This window comes from Microbacterium sp. CFBP9034, assembly GCF_034045255.1.
Classification (GTDB): domain Bacteria; phylum Actinomycetota; class Actinomycetes; order Actinomycetales; family Microbacteriaceae; genus Microbacterium.
In genome coordinates, this window is the sequence record NZ_JAXCWC010000001.1 from 232,890 (window position 1) to 251,906 (window position 19,017).

A 19,017-nucleotide genomic window follows, 5' to 3' on the forward strand; every position below is an offset into this window, starting at 1 on the left:
GTTAGTTACTCAACTAAGTAACCAATGAAGCGGAGTTCATGTGGTCGAAGAAGGCAAAGCGCTGTTCCTCCAGATCGCCGAGAGCGTCGAGGACTCCATCATCGACGGCTCGCTCGCCGAGGAGACCCAGGCGCCGTCGACGAACGAGCTCGCCGCCTTCTACCGCATCAACCCCGCGACGGCAGCGAAGGGAGTCGCCTTGCTCGTCGACAAGAACGTCCTCTACAAGCGGCGCGGCATCGGCATGTTCGTCGCCCCCGGCGCCCGGGAGAGGCTCCTCGCCGAGCGGCGCGGCCTCTTCGCCGACCGCTTTCTCGATCCGCTGCTGGCCGAGGCGCGCAAGCTCGGGCTCGGCCCCGACGATCTGGCTCAGCTCATCCGCGACCGCGCCGCCACGCCGATCGCGCCCAACACGGAAGGAACCGAAGGATGACGAACGTGATCGAGGTGACCGGCCTCACCAAGCGCTACCGCGAGACGCTCGCGGTGGACGACGTGAGCTTCACCATCGAGCAGGACACGATCTACGGCCTGCTCGGCCGCAACGGCGCCGGCAAGACGACCGTGATGTCGATCCTGACCGCGCAGAACTTCGCCACGAGCGGCAGCGTCCGCGTGTTCGGCGCGAACCCGTACGAGAACGCCAAGGTGCTCTCCCGCATGTGCTTCGTGCGCGAGAGCCAGCGGTATCCGGACGACGCCATGCCCCGCCACGCCTTCGCCTCGGCGCGCCTGTTCTTCCCGAACTGGGACCAGGAGTTCGCAGACCGGCTGATCGAGGACTTCCAGCTCCCCGTCAAGCGGCGGATCAAGAAGCTCTCGCGCGGCCAGCTGTCGGCGGTCGGCGTCATCATCGGCCTCGCGTCGCGCGCCGAGATCACCTTCTTCGACGAGCCCTACCTCGGCCTCGACGCGGTCGCCCGCCAGATCTTCTACGACCGTCTGCTCGAGGACTACACCGAGCATCCCCGCACGATCATCCTGTCGAGCCATCTGATCGACGAGGTCTCGAACCTGATCGAGCGGGTGCTCGTCATCGACCGCGGTCGCATCCTGATGGACGAGTCGACGGATGCCGTCCGCGACCGCGCCGCCAACATCGTGGGCGACGCCGCCGCCGTCGACGCGTTCGTCGCGGGGCGCGAGGTCATCCACCGCGAGACCCTCGGCCGCGTGGCGTCCGTGACGGTGCTCGGGGCGCTCACCGACGACGACCGGAGCCGCCTCGCCACCGCCGGCCTCGACGTCGCCCCGGTGTCTCTGCAGCAGCTGATCGTGCGCACCACCCAGCACGCCGCCGGCGCGGCGGTCGAAGCATCCGCCCTCGACGAAGGAGCACTCCGATGAGCCGCACGCTCAATGTCGTCCGTATGCAGTTCGTCAACAAGCTGACCTACATCTGGGTGCCGCTGCTCGTCCTCGCGGGGTCCTTCGTGCTCAGCATCCTGATCTTCGCGATGATCCCCGGCGACTTCGCCAAGTACGGCGGCGGCTCGCAGGCGCCGCTCTGGTACTTCATGGTGGTCGGCATTCAATCCCTCACTCTGACGTTCCCGTTCTCGCAGGAGATGAGCGTCACCCGGCGGGAGTTCTACCTCGGCACGCTGCTCGCCGCCACCGGAACGTCGGCGATGCTGTCGGCGATCTTCGTGGTCGGCGGCCTGCTCGAGCAGGCGACGGCCGGCTGGGGCGTCAACGGGTACTTCTTCTACCTGAACTGGATCTGGGCCTCGGGGCCGCTGGGCGCGTTCGCGGTGTACTTCATCGTCGCGATGCTCTTCTTCGTCGTCGGGTTCTGGGCCGCCACGATCTACAAGCGCTTCGGTTCGCTCTGGCTGACCGCGGTGCTGGTGGCCATCGGATTCGCCTTCGTCGGACTCCTGTGGTTCATCGGACAGTACGACGCCTGGGAGGAGGTCTTCACCTGGTTCGGCTCGCAGACCGCCATCGGACTGTCGCTCTGGGGTGTCCTGGGCGGTGCCGTCCTCGCGGCGATCTCGTACCTCACACTGCGCCGCACAATTCCCTGATCGGAATGACGAAGAGCGGATGCCCCGGCCCGGCGGGTCGGGGCATCCGGCGTTCCGGGCGCCGTCAGCGGCTGTCGGCCGCCTCGGTGTGGTGGCGGATCACCTCGGCCACGACGAAGTTGAACCACTTCTCGGCGAAGGCGGGGTCGAGGTCGGCCTCGGCGGCGAGGGTGCGCAGGCGCGCGACCTGCTGCTCCTCACGGGCGGGGTCGGAGGCCGGCATCCCGTGCTCGGCCTTCAGGTGCCCCACTTGCTTCGTCGCCTTGAACCGCTCGGCGAGCATGTACATGAGCGCAGCGTCGATGTTGTCGATGCTGCTGCGCAGCCGTGTCAGCGTCGTCGTGGGGTCCTCGGTCATGGCGTCCTCCTACGCCTCGACGATACCCGAGCGGAAAGCGGCGGCCGGGCGGCCGATGCCGGTGGTGGGTACCGTGGGCCCAGGCGGCCCCGCCGCCGCGGGCCTGTCCCCCGATCGGGGTGAAATCGCTCCCTGCCGTCGTCGGCATGGACAGCCCGCCCCTAGAGTGTGTCCATGACCGACGCCTCGTCAGCTTCCGGTGCCGGCGGCGCCGAGAACCCCTCGCCCCTGGCCGCCGATCCCGCCTTCGGAACGGACGCCGGTGCGACCAGCGTGGTGGTGGCCGATGGCGGCCCCGCCGTCGCGGTCGTCGAGCTCGATGACAACGGGCCCGGGCGCCCGTTCTGGGCGCGACTCGACAACCCCTTCACCGTGGGGCTGCTGCTGACCCTGGGCGGACTCGTCGCCGTGCTCCTGGGCATCGCGCTGACCAATATCGCGACGATCCTCGTCTACATCGGGCTGGCGGCATTCGCCGCTCTGGGCCTCGACCCGGTGATCAAGTGGCTGGGCAAGCACGGTGTCAAGCGAGGATGGGCGATCGCCATCATCTTCCTGACCGGCGCCATCATCGCCGTCGGGCTCCTGCTGCTCGTGGTTCCGACCCTGGTCCAGCAGATCGGGGCGTTCGTCACCGGCATCCCCGACCTGATCTCGAACTTCGAGAAGTCCGACTTCTACACGTGGCTCGAGGGCATCTTCGGCACCGGGCTCACGCAGCTCGTCGACGAGGTGGAGAAGTTCATCACCGACCCGAAGAACATCGCGGCGATCTCCGGGGGTCTGCTGAAGGTGGGGGCGGGCATCGCCACTGCCGTGTCGGGCGCGCTGATCGTCGTCGTCCTCACGCTGTACTTCACCGCGTCGCTCCCTGCGATCAAGGACTCGCTGATGCAGTTCGCGCCGGCACGCCGGCGCGTCGGCGTGCGGGCCATGACCGACCAGATCACCGACTCGGTGGGCGGCTACCTCATGGGCATGGTCGTCCTGGCGTTCTTCAACTCCGTGGTCGCGACCCTGCTGCACGTGGTGCTGCAGCTGCCGTATCCGCTGCTCATGGGCGTGCTCGCCTTCTCCATCACGATCATCCCCTTGATCGGCCCGGTGCTCTACTGGATCGTCGCCACCGTCATCGCACTGTTCACGAGCCCGATCGCCGCGCTGATCTTCGCCATCTGCTACCTCATCTACATCCAGATCGAGGCCTACGTGCTCACACCCAAGGTCATGAACAGGGCGATCGAGATCCCGGGCTCGCTCGTGGTGATCGGAGCGCTCATCGGCGGCACCCTGCTCGGGTTCATCGGAGCGCTCGTCGCCATCCCGGTGACGGCATCGATCCTGCTCATCATCAAGCAGGTCTTCTTCAAGAAGCAGAACGCGAAGATCTAGCGCGACTGCCGGCCGATCAGTCGAACGGCAGCAGGCTCGTCGGAGAGGGCGCTGCGGCACGGTGGCGCACGCGCCCCGGAACGCCGGTGCGCAGGTCGAGGGTGAGCGATGCCACCTCGTCCGAGAGCTGGCCCGCGACGAGCAGAGTGTCGCGCGCCACGACGTGATGCCGCGGCCAGTCGACACCCGAGTCGACGAGCGCGACGGGCGCGAGCGTCTCGCCGGCACCGCGCACCCGGAGGGTCGCGATCGTGTTGCTGCCCCGCACGCCGGCGTAGAGGAACTCGCCGTCGCGCGACGAGGTCAGCTCCGCCGCGGTGTCGCCGGGGAAGGTGCCGCCGGCGCCCAGGGGCGTGCCGCCGACGATCCGCCAGGTGCCGTCCGCCGAGGCCGCGAGTGCGAACACCTCGCACGACAGCTCGGTCACCACGTACAGGTGCCCGCTCGGGTGGAACACCATGTGCCGCGGACCGCTCCCCTCGGGCAGTGCGACCTGCTGACCGGGGCGCAGGCCACGCGGGCCGGGCGTCCAGAACCGCACGAGGTCGAGCCCGAGGTCGGTGGTGGCGACGATCCCTCCGGGCAGGAAGGCGGTCTGGTGCGCACGGGAAGGGCGAGCGGATGCCGCGGCCTCCGCCTCCGGCTCGGCATCGTGATCCGGCAGCAGGTGGGCGTACTCGGCGCCGGCGGCCTCGCGCAGCGCCCGCGTGGCGGCCGCGAGATCGACGTCACCCGGCGCAGGCGCGGCCGCGGGTCCGTACGGGTCGACGGCGGCCGGCGCGATGTTCGGCGAGGACACCCGGCCCTCGGCATCCAGCGTCATCCGCACCACGCGCCCGTCGCCCCAGCAGGCCGCGACGAGTGAGCCGCCGTCGGGCGCGACGGCGACGTGGCAGGTGGCCTCGCCGGCCGGAACGGGCTCGCCCAGCGGGACGAACGACGCATCGCCGGTGCGACGGAACGCCTGCACGGCACCGCGCGCCTCGAGCGCCGCGTAGACGACATCGAGAGTGGGGTGCGGGGCGAGCCAGGAGGGCGAGTCCGCGGCGACGACATCGCCCGCGAAGGTGAGCGAGCCGCCGGCCGAGGCATCGCCCGAGGCGCCCGAGAGCAGCAGGCCGATCCCGCTCGCCGAGCCGTCCATGTCGGCGGTGTACCCGCCCAGCAGGAACCTCATCGGCGCGTTCCGTCGCGTCGATGAGGTTCCCGGTCGTTGAGCGAGCGCAGCGAGTCGAAACGCAGCATGTCAGTCGATGAGGTCGTGTCGGACGATCACGGCGTCACGGGAGGGCCCGACGCCGATGACCGAGATGCGCGTGCCGCTCATCGCCTCCAGCGCGAGCACGTACTCCTGCGCCTCACGCGGGAGGTCGTCGAAGCTGCGCGCGGTCGAGATGTCCTGCTTCCAGCCCGGGAAGAACTCGAGGATCGGCTTCGCGTGGTGGAAGTCGGACTGGTTCACGGGCACTTCGTCGAACCGTTCGCCGTCGACGTCGTACGCGACGCACACCGGGATCTCGTCGAGGCCGGTGAGGATGTCGAGCTTGGTGAGCACCAGGTCGGTGATGCCGTTGATCCGGGTCGCGTAGCGGGTGATGGGAGCGTCGTACCAGCCGACGCGACGCGGGCGGCCCGTCGTGGTGCCGAACTCGAAGCCGCGCGAGCGGAGGAAGTCGCCGTTCTCGTCGAACAGCTCAGTGGGGAAGGGTCCGGAGCCGACGCGCGTCGTGTACGCCTTGACGATGCCGACGATCCGGTCGAGGCGGTTCGGGCCGACGCCCGCGCCGGTCGCGGCGCCACCGGCTGTCGCCGACGACGAGGTCACGAACGGGTAGGTGCCGTGGTCGACGTCGAGCATCGTCGCCTGGCCCCCCTCGAACACCACGACGTCGCCCGCGTCGAGCGCTCCGTTGAGCACCAGACCGGTGTCGGCGACCATGGGGCGCAGCCGCTCGGCGTACGACAGCAGGTCGTCGACGATCTCATCGACGGTGATGGCACGGCGGTTGAAGATCTTCACCAGGAGGTGGTTCTTCTGGTCGAGCGCACCCTCGACCTTCTGACGGAGGATGTTCTCGTCGAAGAGGTCCTGCACGCGGATGCCGACTCGGTTGATCTTGTCGGCGTATGCGGGACCGATGCCGCGACCCGTCGTGCCGATCTGCCGCTTGCCCAGGAAGCGCTCGGTGACCTTGTCGAGCGTGCGGTGGTACTGCGTGATGATGTGCGCGTTCGCGCTGACCCGCAGACGGGAGGCGTCGACGCCCCGAGCGTGCAGCGCGTCGAGCTCGGCGAAGAGGACCTCGAGATCGATCACCACGCCGTTGCCGATGACGGCGTTGACACCCGGCGAGAGGATGCCGCTCGGCAGCAGGTGCAGCGCGTACTTCTCGTCGCCGATGACGACCGTGTGACCGGCGTTGTTGCCGCCGTTGAACTTGACGACCCAATCGGTGCGGTCACCCAGCAGATCGGTGGCCTTGCCCTTGCCCTCGTCTCCCCACTGGACTCCGACGATCACGATGCCTGGCATGGGCTACTCCCCCGTTTATCGGACGGTTACACCCCATCCTATCGGCGCGTCGCCTCGTCCCGCCGATATCGTGAGGCCCATGCGAACGAAGGCATGGGCTCGTACCTGGTCGGTCATGCGTCTGGCGATGGCGGCGCTCATCGTGGCGGCGATCGTCACGCAACTGGTCAAATCGGTGAGCACCACGATCGAACTCGGCCGCGACGTCGCGACCGTGGTGGCGAACTTCTTCAGCTTCTTCACGATCCTCTCCAACGCCGCGGCGGCCGTCGTGCTGGCCTCGGCGGCGGTCTGGTACTTCACCCGCGGCCGTCGTGCCGCCGTCGAGACGCCGCTCCTCGCCCGCGCCCTGGCATCGGTGACGACGTACATGATCATCACGGGATTGGTCTACAACCTGCTCCTGCGCCTCATCGAGCTGCCGCTGGGCAGCCGGCCCGTGCCGTGGTCCAACGAGGTGCTGCACCTCATCGCGCCGCTGTTCCTGCTCGCCGACCTCTTCGTCGGTCCGCTGCGCCGGGCGCTGCCTTGGCGGGCGATCTGGAGCGTCATCGCCTTCCCGATCATCTGGGTGATCTACACGCTCGTGCGCGGGCCGCTCGTCGTCAACCCGGGAACCGGGGATCCGTTCTGGTACCCGTACCCGTTCCTCAACCCGAACGGTCCTGGCGGCTGGCCCTCGGTGATCCTGTACGTCCTCGGCATCGCGGCCGCGGTGCTCGTCGTCGCCGCGCTCGTCATCGGGTGGGGACGCCGCGTCGGCCGGGAGCGCGAGCTCGACCACGACACCGGCGATCACGTCGAAGAGGAGTGGGAAGACGCGCGCGAAGCGCTGAACTGACGATTTCCGTCGGCCGTCGGATCAGTCGGTGCGCTGCTCGCCCTCTGGTGCCGGCGGCCACTCGTCGGAACTTTCGGAGGGAGCCTCCGACGTCGCCTCGGCCGGTTCCCCAGGCTGGGACCCAGCCTCTGAGCCGACCTGCTCGTCGGGCGCCTGACCCTGGTCCGGCGCTCCCGCCTCACCCTCCGGCCCGGCAGCGGGCTCGGCATCCGTCTCCGCCTCCGGCGTCGGCTCCGGCACAGCCGGCGCGTGCTCCGCGTCACGGTCGCGACGGCGCACCAGGTCGGGCACGTGCCAGTTGCCCTCGGCGAACTCGGAGCGCGGACGGTACAGGCGGATCAGGTAGTTCCAGCCTTCCGGAAGCGGGATGCTGTTGGGCTCGGTGGCTCCGCCCGGGGGCGTGAAGTGCACCGTGATGGAGCCGTCCTCGTCGCGCACGCCGGTGACGCTGTTGACCGAGTAGCGGTTCTCTGCGTTCGGCTCGAAGTAGCCCGACGCGTTGTACACCGAGACCGACCAGAAGGCGTCGACGGGCACGTCGTTCATGGTGAGGTCGTAGAAGGCGACCGGGAGCTGAGGGTCCACCCCGACGTAGGAAGCCTCCGTGACCGGCAGGCCGCCCCAGCCCGCAGCGGTGCCGATGAGGTGGCGGACGGGGTCGACCTCCTCCGGCGTGCCGAAAGTCCGATCGAAGGACCGGAGTCCCGCGGCGAGCGCGAGCAGCGCTGTGCGGGTCGCGTCCAGCGAGGCCGTGTCGTACTCGGGGCTCTCGAACTCCACGGCGGAGCCGACCTCGAGGAGCAGTCCGTCCTGGATCGCCGCGACCACCGCGAGGTCGTCGGGCTCGTCGGGGTCCACCAGGGTGCGGGCGGCCACGAGCACGTAGTCGGCACCGGGGGCGTGCTCCGCCAGGTCGTAGGTTCCGGCGTCGTGGATGACAGCGCGGACGTAGTGGTCGTGGTCCACGATCATGACCGAGAGATAGCGGTCGCCGGCGTCGGGGACGACGATGCTGCCACCCTCGGAGAGGTCGACGATCGCGAAGCTGTAGAGGGTGTCGCGGTTGAGCCGGATCACGGTCTGCGCGTCGATCGACGCGGGCTCGCGGCTGTGACGGAAGGTGTTCACCCCGCCGGCGTCGCGCTGGATGTCGCCGAACATGCGGTCGGTTTCCGCGCGCACGAAATTGTCGGCGTTCACGTGGATCGTCATATGTCCACCTTGGACCACGAGGGGCCCATCCGCCATTCCACCCCGTCACACCGGAAGAGCGTGCGCGGGCCGCTCGATAGACTGGCCTCCATGTCGAAAGTCCTCCAGTCACTGCCCATCGGCGAGCGCGTCGGCATCGCTTTCTCCGGGGGGCTCGACACGTCCGTCGCCGTCGCGTGGATGCGCGACAAGGGCGCGGTCCCCTGCACCTACACCGGCGACCTCGGGCAGCCCGACGAGGACGACATCGCGGCGATCCCCGACCGCGCGCTGCAGTACGGCGCCGAGCTGGCGCGGATCGTGGACTGCAAGCCCGCGCTCGTCGAGGAGGGCTTCGGCGCCCTGGCGTGCGGCGCCTTCCACATCCGCACGGGCGGACGCACGTACTTCAACACGACACCGCTCGGCCGGGCCGTCACCGGCACCCTGCTGGTGCGCGCCATGAAGGACGACGGCGTCGACATCTGGGGAGACGGCTCGACCTACAAGGGCAACGACATCGAGCGGTTCTACCGCTACGGCCTGCTCGCGAACCCCGCCCTGCGCATCTACAAGCCGTGGCTCGACGCCGACTTCGTCACCGAGCTCGGCGGCCGCAAGGAGATGAGCGAGTGGCTCGTCGAGCACGGCTTCCCCTACCGCGACTCGGCCGAGAAGGCCTACTCGACCGACGCCAACATCTGGGGCGCCACCCACGAGGCCAAGACCCTCGAGCACCTCGACGTCTCGCTCGAGATCGTCGAGCCGATCATGGGCGTCCGCTTCTGGGACCCGTCGGTCGAGATCGCGGCCGAGGACGTCACGGTCACGTTCGAGGCCGGCCGCCCCGTCGCACTGAACGGCGTGGAGTACCCCGACCCGGTCGAGCTGGTCTTCGAGGCGAACCGCATCGGCGGTCGCCACGGACTGGGCATGAGCGACCAGATCGAGAACCGCATCATCGAGGCGAAGTCCCGCGGCATCTACGAGGCGCCGGGCATGGCGCTCCTGTTCACCGCGTACGAGCGCCTGCTCAACGGCATCCTGAACGAGGACACCCTCGCCACCTACCACGAGCAGGGCCGCCGGCTCGGCCGGCTCATGTACGAGGGCCGCTGGCTCGAGCCGCAGTCGCTCATGCTGCGCGAGTCGATCCAGAAGTGGGTCGGCTCCACGATCACCGGCACGGTCACGCTGCGCCTGCGCCGCGGTGAGGACTATACGATCCTCGACACGAGCGGCCCCGGCCTGTCGTACCACCCCGAGAAGCTGTCGATGGAGCGGGTCGGCGACGCCGCGTTCGGTCCGACCGACCGCATCGGCCAGCTCACCATGCGCAACCTCGACATCGCCGACTCCCGCGCACGGCTCGAGCACTACGCGGCGCAGGGCATCATCGGCGGCGCGGCGGCCGACCTGGTCGGACGCGTGACCGCGGGCGAGGCCGACGAGATCACCCAGCAGGCGGAGGTCTACGACGCGGCGCGCGAAGAACTCGCCGACGCGGTGGACGAGGCATCCGAGGGTGCCGCGTTCGACTTCGGCTCCGACTGAGGCCCGTTCGCCCGGAGCCTGACCGGCAGGACGCGAGCGGCGAATCCCCAGGTGATTCGTCGCGGACCCGAGCGCGGGTTACCATTCGACACGGTGCCCGCGACCCGAAAGCGCGACACCGAGGATCGCGATGCCCGGCACCGCGTTCCGTTCTCGCCGAACTGAAAGACCTTCAATGTCGAAGACCTCCACCGCGCCCATCGACACCGTCGACGCTCCCGGCGCGCCCGGCGAACCCCGCCGCCGCTCGGCCGGTCGCAAGCTGGGCATCGCGCTGTACAGCATCGTCGCGGGCGTCGTCGTCATCGCGCTTCTCGCCACGGGCTTCGTGGCCTACACGGTCCAGCGCTCGTTCCCGCAGGTCGACGGCGAGGTCGCGGTCGCGGGGCTCGGCGAGGAGGTCAGGGTGCAGCGCGACGACCTGGGCGTCCCGACCATCACCGCCGGCACCACCGACGACCTCTTCTTCGCGCAGGGGTATGTGCACGCCCAGGACCGGTTCTGGGAGATGGACTTCCGCCGCCACGTGACCAGTGGGCGGCTGTCGGAGCTCTTCGGCGAATCGCAGCTGCCGACCGACATGTTCCTGCGGACGCTCGGGTGGCGCGCGATCGCCGAGCAGGAGGTCGAGGCGCTCGACGACACGACGCGCGCCTACTACGACGCGTACGCCGAGGGCGTCAACGCGTACCTCGCCGATCACGATGGAGCCGACGCTTCGTTCGAGTACGCGGTGCTCGGGCTGCAGAACGACGACTACAAGATCGAGCCCTGGAGTCCGGCCGACTCGGTCGCGTGGCTCAAGGCCATGGCCTGGGACCTCCGCTCGAACATCGAGGAGGAGACCGAGCGCGCGATCGTCGCCTCCGACTTCACCGGCGACCAGATGCGACAGCTGTACCCGACGTACCCGTTCGACCGCAATCCGGTGATCGTGCCGTCGATCTCGACCGTGCCCGCCGTGGGAACGGTCGCCGACACGGTCGACGACGGCGAAGCGGATGCCGCGACCGCGTCGATCGAGTGGTCCGAGGTCGACGGCGTCATCGAGGCCGTCAGCGCGCTCGTCGGCCCGGTGGGCGAGGGCATCGGCTCCAACTCGTGGGTCGTGTCGGGCGATCTGACCGAGAGCGGGATGCCGCTCCTCGCCAATGACCCGCATCTCGGAGCATCGCTGCCGAGTGTGTGGCACCAGTCCGGTCTCAAGTGCCGCGTCGTGTCCGAGACCTGCCCCTTCGACGTCGCCGGCTTCGACTTCTCGGGCGTGCCGGGCATCATCATCGGGCACAACGCGCGCATCGCCTGGGGCTTCACGAATCTCACCACCGACGTCACCGACCTCTACCTCGAGAAGATCGAGGGCGACAGCTACTGGCGCGACGACGAGCTCGTCCCGCTCGACGTGCGCACCGAAACCCTTGAGGTGGCGGGCGGCGAGGATGTGGAGCTCGAGATCCGCTCGACCGGGAACGGCCCGATCATCTCCGGCCTGACCGACGACTACACCGCCATCGCCGAAGCCCCGTACGTGGGCAGCGGCGGCGCCGTCAAGGAGCCCCGGCACGCACCCGACGGCGACTACGCCGTGAGCCTGAAGTGGACGGCGCTCGAGCCCACCAGCACGCCGGGCGCCATCTTCGCCCTCAACGCGGCGCAGGACTTCGACGACTTCCGGGGCGCGGCCGAGCTCTTCGCGGTGCCCGCCCAGAACCTCGTCTACGCGGACGTCGACGGCAACATCGGCTACCAGACGCCGGGACGCCTCCCCATCCGGGGCGCCGGCGACGGGTCGATGCCGCAGCCCGGCTGGGACTCCGCCTCCGACTGGCGCGGCTACATCCCGTTCGAGAAGCTGCCCGTCGTGTACAACCCCGACGAGGGCTACATCGTCACGGCGAACAACGCCGTCGTCGCCGACGACTACCCGTTCTTCCTCACCCGGGACTGGGACCACGGCTGGCGCGCCGCCCGCATCGTCGACCTCATCCAGCGGAAGTCCGCGAACGGCGCCCTCACCGCCGGCGACATGCGCGACATCCAGGCCGACAACGGGTTCTTCCTCGGCATGCGGCTGTCGGGCGCGTACCACGAGATCGCGACCGGCGATGGGGGGACGGATGCCGCGCTCGACCTGCTGCGCGCCTGGGACGCCCAGAACGGGGCCGACTCGGCCGCAGCCGCCTACGCCAACGTGCTCTGGAGCGAACTCGCCGAGAACGTGTTCGTCGAGGGCCGCGAGCACCCCGCGCCGCTCACCGACCAGGCCCGCCTGTTCCTGGTGATGGACGAGATGCTCGACGACCCCGCGTCGGAGTGGTGGACGAACGAGGCGCTCGGCGTGACGGGACAGCAGGAGATGCTGAAGCGGTCGGCCATCAACGCCCACGCGCGACTCGTCGAACTGCAGGGCTCGAACCCGTCCAAGTGGAACTGGGGAGAACTGCACGCGCTGCCCCTGGTGAGCGACACCTTCGGCGCATCGGGCATCGCGCCGATCGAGTGGCTGTTCAACCGGGGCCCCTTCCCGGTCGGCGGCGGCTCGTCGGTCGTCAACGCGACGGGCTGGGTCATGGACGAGGGCTTCGCCACCGTCACCGTCCCCTCGATGCGCATGGTGATCGATCTCGCGGACTTCGACGACTCCGGCTGGAACCAGCTCACCGGCACGAGCGGCCACGCCTTCCACCCGAACTACATCGACCAGACCGCCGCGTGGCAGGAGGCCCGCCTGACCCCGTGGGCGTTCTCGCCGGATGCCGTGGCGGATGCGACCGAGAACACCCTCACCCTCGTCCCGGCGGGCTGACCCGGATCTCTCCGGCTCAGCCGCCGGCGGCGGGCGGCGTGCGGCGGGAGTCGGCGAGTTCGTCGACGAACAGACCGGTCTCGTCGATCGTGCCGTTGCGGTAGGCCTGGCGGCCCACCATGTGCGCCGACAGCGGCGCCGTCGCGAGCTGGATGAGCACGATCGGCACGAGGAAGGCGACCACGGGCCAGGACCGCAGCGACAGCGCGATCGCGAGGCAGATGAGGATCAGGCCGAGCACCTGCGGCTTGGTGGCCGCGTGCAGCCGGGTGGGCACGTCGCGGAATCGCAGCAGCCCGATCGCGGCCGTGAGGCAGAGGAGTGCGCCGATCAGGATGAGGATCAGCGCGGAGACGTCCAGCCAGTCGTCGAGAGTCATCGTGGCGCGTTGTCCCTTCGTGCGACGAAGCGGGCGATCGAGATCGACCCGAACACCCCGACCGCGGCGATGATGAGCAGCACCGGCAGCGTGCGGGTGTGGTGGTTGATGGCCATCTCCGCGCCCAGGATGCACATCACCTCGGTGAGGAGGACATCGGATGCCACGGCCCTGTCGAGGATGGACGGTCCGATGACGATGCGCCACAGGGTGAGCAGCGCGGCCACGCCGAACACCACGTAGATCGCGACGAGCAGGACGTTCACGCGACACCTCCACGGGTCGGGCCGACCGCGCGCACGGCGGCCACCTGGGCACGCGAGCCGACGGCCATCACGATGCGCCGCTCCCATCGCTGCACGCTCTCGCGCTGCCGGTCGACGTCGCGCGCCGAGCGGACGCCGATGACGTGGAGATACAGGATGCGCCGATCGCGGTCGGTCTCGATGATGAGCGAACCGGGGATGAGTGATGCCGTGACCGCCGTGTGCGTCATGATCAGGTCGTCGTCGGTCACCAGCGGCACCGCGATGATCGCGGTCCCCGGCTGCCTCCGGAAGTCGAGCACCTGCGCCGCGACCGTGAGCGAGCCCGCCACCAGGGCGAGGACGAACTCCCCGACGAAGATGACACCGTGCCAGAGATCCACGCGGCCCGACAGCTCGACAGGGGGCAGGCGGAACACCCGCGTGACGAAGATGGCGGCGATGAGGCCCGTGAAGAACGCCACCCACGTGAACTGTCCCCACAGCAGCATCCAGAGGGCGACCAGCCACACGAAGAACGGCAGCTGACGCCACAGCTGGGTCAGCAGCATCCGCTTCTCGGCGCGGTCGCCGCGCACGGCCGTCACGGCTGACCGCCCTGTTCGAGGCCGCCGGTGCTCACGTCGTGCTGCTCTTCGAGCTGCACGAGGGTGACCGGCTCGAGGAGCGAGGCGCCGATGCGGGCGCAGATGTCGTAGAGCGGGCCCGCGAAGATCGTCAGGGCCACGGTGATCGCGACCATGCCCGCCGTCGATGCCGTCATGATCTTGGGGATGACGCGGCGCTGGGTGTCGACGCCGCCGGGGGAGGCGCCGAGGTACGAGATGCGCGCCTCGGTCTCGGCCGAGTCGTCCTCTTCGCGCCAGAACGCGAGGTTCCACGCGCGCATCAGGGCGTAGAGCGTGAGCAGGCTGGTCAGGATGCCGCCCACGATGACGACCATCATGATCGGGGTGCCCACCTCGGCGGCCGCGTCGAAGAGCGCGAACTTGCCGATGAAGCCCGAGAAGGGCGGCAGCCCTCCGAGGTTGATGGCCGGGATGAAGTAGAGCACCGCGATCACCGGCGCCACGCGCATGAGCCCTTTGACGCGCAGGATGGAGGTGCTGCCGGCGCGGCGCTCGACGAGGCCGACGGCCAGGAAGAGCGTCGTCTGCACCACGATGTGGTGGACCATGTAGTAGATCGTCGCCCCGATGGCCGCCGGCGTGGCGATCGCGAGCCCGAAGATCATGTAGCCGACGTGGCTGACCAGCGTGAACGACAGGATTCGCTTGAGCTCGGCCTGTGCCACGGCGCCGAGCACTCCGACGATCATCGTGGCCAGCGCCACGACGAGGAGCAGGAAGTTCACGTCGTTGTCGAGGAACAGCTCGGTCTCGGTGCGGATGATCGCGTAGACGCCGACCTTGGTCAGCAGGCCCGCGAACACGGCGGTGACCGGAGCGGGCGCGGTCGGGTACGAGTCGGGCAGCCAGAACGACAGCGGGAAGACGGCCGCCTTGATGCTGAAGGCGAGGAGCAGCATGAGGTGCAGGACGAGCTGCGTCTCCTGCGGCAGCTCGCCCATCCGCTCCGAGATCTGGACCATGTTGACGGTGCCCAGAGCGCCGTAGATCATCGCGATCGCGGCGAGGAAGAGGATCGACGACACCAGCGAGACGACGATGTAGACGACGCCCGTGCGGATGCGCGACTCCGTCGAGCCGAGGGTGATCAGCACGTACGACGCGACGAGGAGGATCTCGAAGCCGACGTAGAGGTTGAAGAGGTCGCCCGCGATGAAGGCGGTGAAGATGCCGGCCGCCAGGATCAGGTACGACGGGTGGAAGATCGAGACCGGCGTCTCGTCGTCGCCGTCGGCGGCTCCCTGGCCGACGGAGAACAGCAGGACCGCGAGCAGCACGATGCTCGAGACGACCACGAGGAGGGCGGCGAGACGGTCGACGAAGAGGACGATGCCGAACGGGATCGGCCAGCCGCCCACCGACACCGCGATCGCCTGATCGCTCGTGTCGACGACGAAGAGGAGGATCGCGGCGATGACGCAGACGACCGAGAGCGTGGCGACCGACACGATCACCTGGGTGCGGCGGTGACGACCGGCGATCAGAGTGAGGGCCGCTCCGAGCAACGGCAGCGTCACGAGGAGGGGAACGAGGGCGGGGGCGATGCCGGTCATGTCTCGTCGCCTCCCTTGCCGGGCTCGGCCGGCCGGTCGACGGGGGCGTCGTCGCGCAACCGGGTGAAGTCGCGGCTGCTCACGATGGTGATCGGGGCGGTGGCGAGTCCGACGAAGTCCGTGGTGGCGTCGTCGTCCTCGTCCTCGATCTCCATCTCGTCGTCCATCGTGTCGTCGACGTCGGCGGTGCGCTCGCGGATGGCGCGGTCGGCCTCGTCATCCTCCACGGTGTCGGCCTGACCGAGCTGCCACGACCGGTAGATCAGCGCCAGGAGGAACGCCGAGACGGCGAACGTGATGACGATGGCCGTGAGGGTCAGCGCCTGCGGCAGCGGGTCGGACATCTCGTCGGGCGACGCCGCGGCGCCGAAGAACGGCGCGACGCCCGGCTCGCCCATCACGATGAGCAGCAGCAGATTGGTGGCGTTGCCGAGCAGGAGGAACCCGATCAGGACTCTCGTGAGGCTCCGCTCGAGCATGGCGTACACGCCGCAGGCGAACAGCACGGCCATCACGACGATGAGGACGAGGGAGACGCTCACGAGACGTCCACCCCCGCGGCCTGCCCGTCGTGCGCTTCCTGCGCCTGCCGGTCGACCTCTGCGCCGAGGCTGCGGAGGACATCGAGCACGAGACCGATCACGACCAGGTACACGCCGACGTCGAACAGGGTCGACGTCACGAACTCCACGTGCCCGAGCACGGGCAGGTCGGCCTCGAAGTAGGTGCTCGTCAGCGGTGCGGCGCCGAAGAAAAGGGGCACGATGGCACATGCCACGGCGATCGTCATGCCCACGCCCAGCAGCCGTCCGGCGTCGGTGGGCGCCGCGGCGCCGAGCTCGTAGCGACCGCCGGCGATGTACCGCATCACGAGCGCCATACCGGCGACCAGGCCGCCCGCGAACCCGCCGCCGGGCAGGTTGTGCCCCGCGAACAGCAGGTAGAGCGACACGATGATGATGGTGTGGAACAGGATCCGCACGATCACCTCGAGCATGATCGAGCGATTCTCCGGATTCACCTTCTGTCCGCCGACGAGCCACGCCATGCGTCCGCTGCCCTCGCCGCGGGGCTTGACGCCGTCGGCGGTCTCGACGAGCGGCCGGCGCGTGCGTGCGACGGCGGCGGGCAGCGGGGCGATGAAGCGTGACAGCGTGTCGGAGCGGTGGGTGACGAAGACGAGGGATGCCACGCCCGTCGCGGCCAGGATGAGCACGGAGAGCTCGCCCATGGTGTCCCAACCGCGAAGGTCGACCAGGGCCACGTTGACCACGTTCTTGCCGTGGCCGAGGGTGTACGCGAGGTCGGGGAACCGCTCGGAGATCGGATCGGCCGTGCGCGCGGCGGTCGCGACCAGCGCCACCATGGCCATCGTCATGCCGACCGCGGCGCCGAGGACGGCGCGGGCGATCGGCCACACCGAGGCGTTGTGCTGGCCGAGGCGCGAGGGGATGCGCCGCAGCACGAGCGCGAACGCCACGAGGGTGACGGTCTCGACGAGGATCTGGGTCAGCGCGAGATCGGGGGCACCGCTCGTCGCGAACAGCATGACCATGCCGAGGCCCGTCGCCGAGACGAGCACGACGCCGGTGTAGCGCTTGTTGGCGCGGACGGCCACGAGCCCGGCCGCGATCATGACCGGCGCGACCACGAGCTGGATGGGCGTGTGGAACGCGTCGAGCTCGACCCGCCAGTCGGGGCTCGCGAGCAGGGCGGTGCCCTCGGCCGCGACGAACACCACGAAGATCGTCCCGACGTACACGGGGAGCGAGCCGCGCTGCGTGAAGCTCGTGGTCATGACCGAGAGGCGCGCGATGCCGCGGAGCGCGGCGTTGTAGACGTCGGCGGCGGTGAACGGGAGCACGCGCTGGGTCCAGTGCAGCGGCGCGGTGAGCCAGAAGACCAGCGCGCCGGCCGCGATGGTGCCGAGCGAGATCCACAGCGCGGGCTCCAGCCCGTGCCAGAGGGCCAGGTGCGCCGGATGCTCCGCGGCACCCAGGGGCGCGAGGTCGGCGTAGCCGGCGAACGCGGTGTCGAGGAGCGGGGCGGCAAGGCCGGCGACAACCGTGAGGCCGGAGAGGATGACGGGGGCGCCCAGGAAGCCGATCGGCGGATCCGGCCACTCGGTCGCCGGCAGCGGCTGGCGACGGCGGTCGCGCTTCGTCCAGAACGCGCCCCAGATGAAGCGGATGCCGTACCCCGCCGTGAGGATCGATCCCAGGATCATCCCGATCAGCGCCACGATGCCCCAGGGCGCTCCGGCGGCGGCCTCGTCGAAGAGGGCGGTGAGCGCCCCTTCCTTGGCCACGAACCCGATGGTGGGGAAGAACCCGACCATGGACGCGACCGCGATGATCGAGAACGTCGCCATGACCGGCGCCTGGCGGCCGACGCCGCTGAGCTCCGAGATGTCGCGCGTCGAGAGCTGGCGGTCGATGACGCCGACCACGAGGAAGAGCGCAGACTTGAAGAGCGCGTGGCTGAGCAGGAGGGCGAGCCCGGCGAGCGCGGTGTCGCGCGTGCCGTAGCCCAGCACGACCGCCAGGAGTCCGAGCTGGCTCACCGTGCCGAACGCCAGGATCCGCTTGAGGTCGGTCTCGCGCAGCGCCTGGAAGCCGCCGAGCAGCATGGTGAAGACGCCCAGCGAGATGACGATCGGGCGCCAGGTGGGAGCGCCCGCGAACACCGGGGCCAGCAGCGCGATGAGGTAGATGCCCGCCTTGACCATCGCGGCGGCGTGGAGGTAGGCGCTGACCGGGGTCGGCGCCGCCATCGCACCGGGAAGCCAGAAGTGGAAGGGGAAGATCGCGGACTTGCTGAGCGCTCCGACCAGCAGCAGCACGAGCGCGGCGTCGACGACCGGGCCGGTCGGGGCGTCGGCGAGGATGGTCGAGATGCTCGAGGTGCCCGCATCGACGACGAGCAGCACCACGCCGATCAGCATGACGAGTCCGCCGAGCGTGGTGACCAGCAGCGCCTGGAGCGCGGCTCGGCGGCTCGCCGCGCGGCGGTTGTAGTACCCGATGAGGAGATAGGACAGCACGCTCGTGATCTCCCAGAACATCACGAGCACGACGAGGTCGTCGGTGAGCACCAGCCCGTACATGGCCCCGGCGAAGGCCAGGAGCACCGCGGAGAACTGGCCGAGGCCCTCGGTCTTGCCCCGGAAGTACCAGCGGCAGTAGATCATCACGAGCGCGCCCACGCCGGTGACGATGAGCGTCATGAGCCACGCGAGGGTGTCCATCCGCATCGAGAGCTGGATCCCGAGCGCCGGGATCCAGTCGTACGTCTCGAAGGGCGTGTCGCCGGCCAGCACGGCCGGGGTCAGCACCGCCGCGTAGGCGAACGCACCCAGAGACAGGAGCGCCGCGACGTAGAAGGCGCGCGGGCCGATTCGGGTGACGAGCCAGGGGAGGAGGATCGGGACGACTGCGAACGCGCCGAGGAGAAGCAGCATCCGCGGCCTCCTCGTGGTCGTCGGC

At 69.4% G+C, this 19,017-nt stretch carries 17 protein-coding genes; 7 read left to right on the forward strand and 10 right to left on the reverse strand.

What is annotated here, in order from left to right; translation table 11 throughout:
• The first annotated feature begins 40 nt into the window (after positions 1–40).
• The 3 genes from SOM19_RS00990 to SOM19_RS01000 are packed head-to-tail and all read left to right on the forward strand — an operon-like array spanning position 41 to position 2,030.
• Positions 41–433, forward strand: a complete 393-nt coding sequence (locus SOM19_RS00990; protein ID WP_320484688.1) for a GntR family transcriptional regulator — start codon at positions 41–43, stop codon at positions 431–433.
• On the forward strand, positions 430–1,347 hold the full coding sequence (locus SOM19_RS00995; RefSeq protein WP_320484689.1) for an ABC transporter ATP-binding protein: 918 nt from the start codon (positions 430–432) through the stop codon (positions 1,345–1,347). The genes SOM19_RS00990 and SOM19_RS00995 overlap by 4 nt, the downstream gene beginning before the upstream one ends.
• Positions 1,344–2,030: a hypothetical protein gene (locus tag SOM19_RS01000; protein ID WP_320484690.1), complete on the forward strand. Its 687-nt coding sequence runs from the start codon at positions 1,344–1,346 to the stop codon at positions 2,028–2,030. Before SOM19_RS00995 ends, SOM19_RS01000 begins: the two co-directional genes overlap by 4 nt.
• 64 nt (positions 2,031–2,094) lie before the next feature.
• Here SOM19_RS01000 and SOM19_RS01005 read toward each other — a convergent pair whose 3' ends face one another.
• Positions 2,095–2,388: a chorismate mutase gene (locus tag SOM19_RS01005; RefSeq protein ID WP_320484691.1), complete on the reverse strand. Its 294-nt coding sequence runs from the start codon at positions 2,386–2,388 to the stop codon at positions 2,095–2,097.
• A 174-nt stretch (positions 2,389–2,562) separates the two neighbouring features.
• On the opposite strand from SOM19_RS01005, the gene SOM19_RS01010 reads away from it, so the two are divergent.
• Complete coding sequence (locus tag SOM19_RS01010) at positions 2,563–3,780, forward strand: AI-2E family transporter (RefSeq protein ID WP_320484692.1); 1,218 nt, start codon at positions 2,563–2,565, stop codon at positions 3,778–3,780.
• A 16-nt stretch (positions 3,781–3,796) separates the two neighbouring features.
• Here SOM19_RS01010 and SOM19_RS01015 read toward each other — a convergent pair whose 3' ends face one another.
• On the reverse strand, positions 3,797–4,957 hold the full coding sequence (locus SOM19_RS01015; protein WP_320484693.1) for a lactonase family protein: 1,161 nt from the start codon (positions 4,955–4,957) through the stop codon (positions 3,797–3,799).
• A 69-nt stretch (positions 4,958–5,026) separates the two neighbouring features.
• Entirely contained in the window at positions 5,027–6,313 is a 1,287-nt protein-coding gene (locus SOM19_RS01020) for an adenylosuccinate synthase (protein ID WP_320484694.1), read from the reverse strand.
• A gap of 79 nt (positions 6,314–6,392) precedes the next feature.
• Between SOM19_RS01020 and SOM19_RS01025 the strand changes: the two genes are divergently transcribed.
• Positions 6,393–7,154 carry a Pr6Pr family membrane protein gene (locus SOM19_RS01025; protein WP_320484695.1) on the forward strand — a complete coding sequence of 254 codons (762 nt, stop codon included), beginning with the start codon at positions 6,393–6,395 and terminating at the stop codon, positions 7,152–7,154.
• 21 nt (positions 7,155–7,175) lie between these two features.
• Here the strand turns inward: SOM19_RS01025 and SOM19_RS01030 are convergent, their stop codons facing one another.
• The gene (locus SOM19_RS01030) at positions 7,176–8,366 is read right to left on the reverse strand and encodes a DUF1214 domain-containing protein (protein ID WP_320484696.1); all 1,191 of its coding nucleotides are present in this window, start codon (positions 8,364–8,366) and stop codon (positions 7,176–7,178) included.
• A 90-nt stretch (positions 8,367–8,456) separates the two neighbouring features.
• Here SOM19_RS01030 and argG point away from each other — a divergent pair, with 90 nt between their 5' ends.
• Both argG and SOM19_RS01040 read left to right on the forward strand, forming a co-directional pair.
• Positions 8,457–9,899 (forward strand): argininosuccinate synthase, encoded by a 1,443-nt coding sequence (gene argG, locus SOM19_RS01035; protein ID WP_320484697.1) that lies wholly within the window; start codon positions 8,457–8,459, stop codon positions 9,897–9,899.
• Between the two features lie 175 nt (positions 9,900–10,074).
• Complete coding sequence (locus SOM19_RS01040; RefSeq protein ID WP_320484698.1) at positions 10,075–12,705, forward strand: penicillin acylase family protein; 2,631 nt, start codon at positions 10,075–10,077, stop codon at positions 12,703–12,705.
• Between the two features lie 16 nt (positions 12,706–12,721).
• On the opposite strand, the gene mnhG is transcribed toward SOM19_RS01040, so the two are convergent.
• From mnhG to SOM19_RS01070, 6 genes are read right to left on the reverse strand one after another with little or no spacing between them, the layout of a single operon-like run.
• Positions 12,722–13,084, reverse strand: coding sequence for a monovalent cation/H(+) antiporter subunit G (gene mnhG, locus SOM19_RS01045; protein ID WP_320484699.1), 363 nt, complete (start codon positions 13,082–13,084; stop codon positions 12,722–12,724).
• Positions 13,081–13,350: an MrpF/PhaF family protein gene (locus tag SOM19_RS01050; protein WP_320484700.1), complete on the reverse strand. Its 270-nt coding sequence runs from the start codon at positions 13,348–13,350 to the stop codon at positions 13,081–13,083. Before SOM19_RS01050 ends, mnhG begins: the two co-directional genes overlap by 4 nt.
• Positions 13,347–13,901, reverse strand: a complete 555-nt coding sequence (locus SOM19_RS01055) for a Na+/H+ antiporter subunit E (protein WP_320486638.1) — start codon at positions 13,899–13,901, stop codon at positions 13,347–13,349. The genes SOM19_RS01050 and SOM19_RS01055 overlap by 4 nt, the downstream gene beginning before the upstream one ends.
• A 32-nt stretch (positions 13,902–13,933) precedes the next feature.
• Positions 13,934–15,532: a Na+/H+ antiporter subunit D gene (locus SOM19_RS01060; protein WP_320484701.1), complete on the reverse strand. Its 1,599-nt coding sequence runs from the start codon at positions 15,530–15,532 to the stop codon at positions 13,934–13,936.
• Positions 15,529–16,074: a Na(+)/H(+) antiporter subunit C gene (locus SOM19_RS01065; protein WP_320484702.1), complete on the reverse strand. Its 546-nt coding sequence runs from the start codon at positions 16,072–16,074 to the stop codon at positions 15,529–15,531. Before SOM19_RS01065 ends, SOM19_RS01060 begins: the two co-directional genes overlap by 4 nt.
• The gene (locus tag SOM19_RS01070) at positions 16,071–18,992 is read right to left on the reverse strand and encodes a Na+/H+ antiporter subunit A (protein WP_320484703.1); all 2,922 of its coding nucleotides are present in this window, start codon (positions 18,990–18,992) and stop codon (positions 16,071–16,073) included. The genes SOM19_RS01065 and SOM19_RS01070 overlap by 4 nt, the downstream gene beginning before the upstream one ends.
• Positions 18,993–19,017 lie beyond the last annotated feature (25 nt).

What these genes read in the sequence shown, in the direction of transcription:
- SOM19_RS00995 (WP_320484689.1), top strand. Translation starts at nt 430, where the DNA reads ATGACGAACGTGATCGAGGTGACCGGCCTCACCAAGCGCTACCGCGAG.
- SOM19_RS01000 (WP_320484690.1), top strand. Translation starts at nt 1,344, where the DNA reads ATGAGCCGCACGCTCAATGTCGTCCGTATGCAGTTCGTCAACAAGCTG.
- SOM19_RS01005 (WP_320484691.1), bottom strand. Translation starts at nt 2,388, where the DNA reads ATGACCGAGGACCCCACGACGACGCTGACACGGCTGCGCAGCAGCATC.
- SOM19_RS01010 (WP_320484692.1), top strand. Translation starts at nt 2,563, where the DNA reads ATGACCGACGCCTCGTCAGCTTCCGGTGCCGGCGGCGCCGAGAACCCC.
- SOM19_RS01015 (WP_320484693.1), bottom strand. Translation starts at nt 4,957, where the DNA reads ATGAGGTTCCTGCTGGGCGGGTACACCGCCGACATGGACGGCTCGGCG.
- SOM19_RS01020 (WP_320484694.1), bottom strand. Translation starts at nt 6,313, where the DNA reads ATGCCAGGCATCGTGATCGTCGGAGTCCAGTGGGGAGACGAGGGCAAG.
- SOM19_RS01025 (WP_320484695.1), top strand. Translation starts at nt 6,393, where the DNA reads ATGCGAACGAAGGCATGGGCTCGTACCTGGTCGGTCATGCGTCTGGCG.
- SOM19_RS01030 (WP_320484696.1), bottom strand. Translation starts at nt 8,366, where the DNA reads ATGACGATCCACGTGAACGCCGACAATTTCGTGCGCGCGGAAACCGAC.
- argG (WP_320484697.1), top strand. Translation starts at nt 8,457, where the DNA reads ATGTCGAAAGTCCTCCAGTCACTGCCCATCGGCGAGCGCGTCGGCATC.
- SOM19_RS01040 (WP_320484698.1), top strand. Translation starts at nt 10,075, where the DNA reads ATGTCGAAGACCTCCACCGCGCCCATCGACACCGTCGACGCTCCCGGC.
- mnhG (WP_320484699.1), bottom strand. Translation starts at nt 13,084, where the DNA reads ATGACTCTCGACGACTGGCTGGACGTCTCCGCGCTGATCCTCATCCTG.
- SOM19_RS01055 (WP_320486638.1), bottom strand. Translation starts at nt 13,901, where the DNA reads ATGCTGCTGACCCAGCTGTGGCGTCAGCTGCCGTTCTTCGTGTGGCTG.
- SOM19_RS01060 (WP_320484701.1), bottom strand. Translation starts at nt 15,532, where the DNA reads ATGACCGGCATCGCCCCCGCCCTCGTTCCCCTCCTCGTGACGCTGCCG.
- SOM19_RS01070 (WP_320484703.1), bottom strand. Translation starts at nt 18,992, where the DNA reads ATGCTGCTTCTCCTCGGCGCGTTCGCAGTCGTCCCGATCCTCCTCCCC.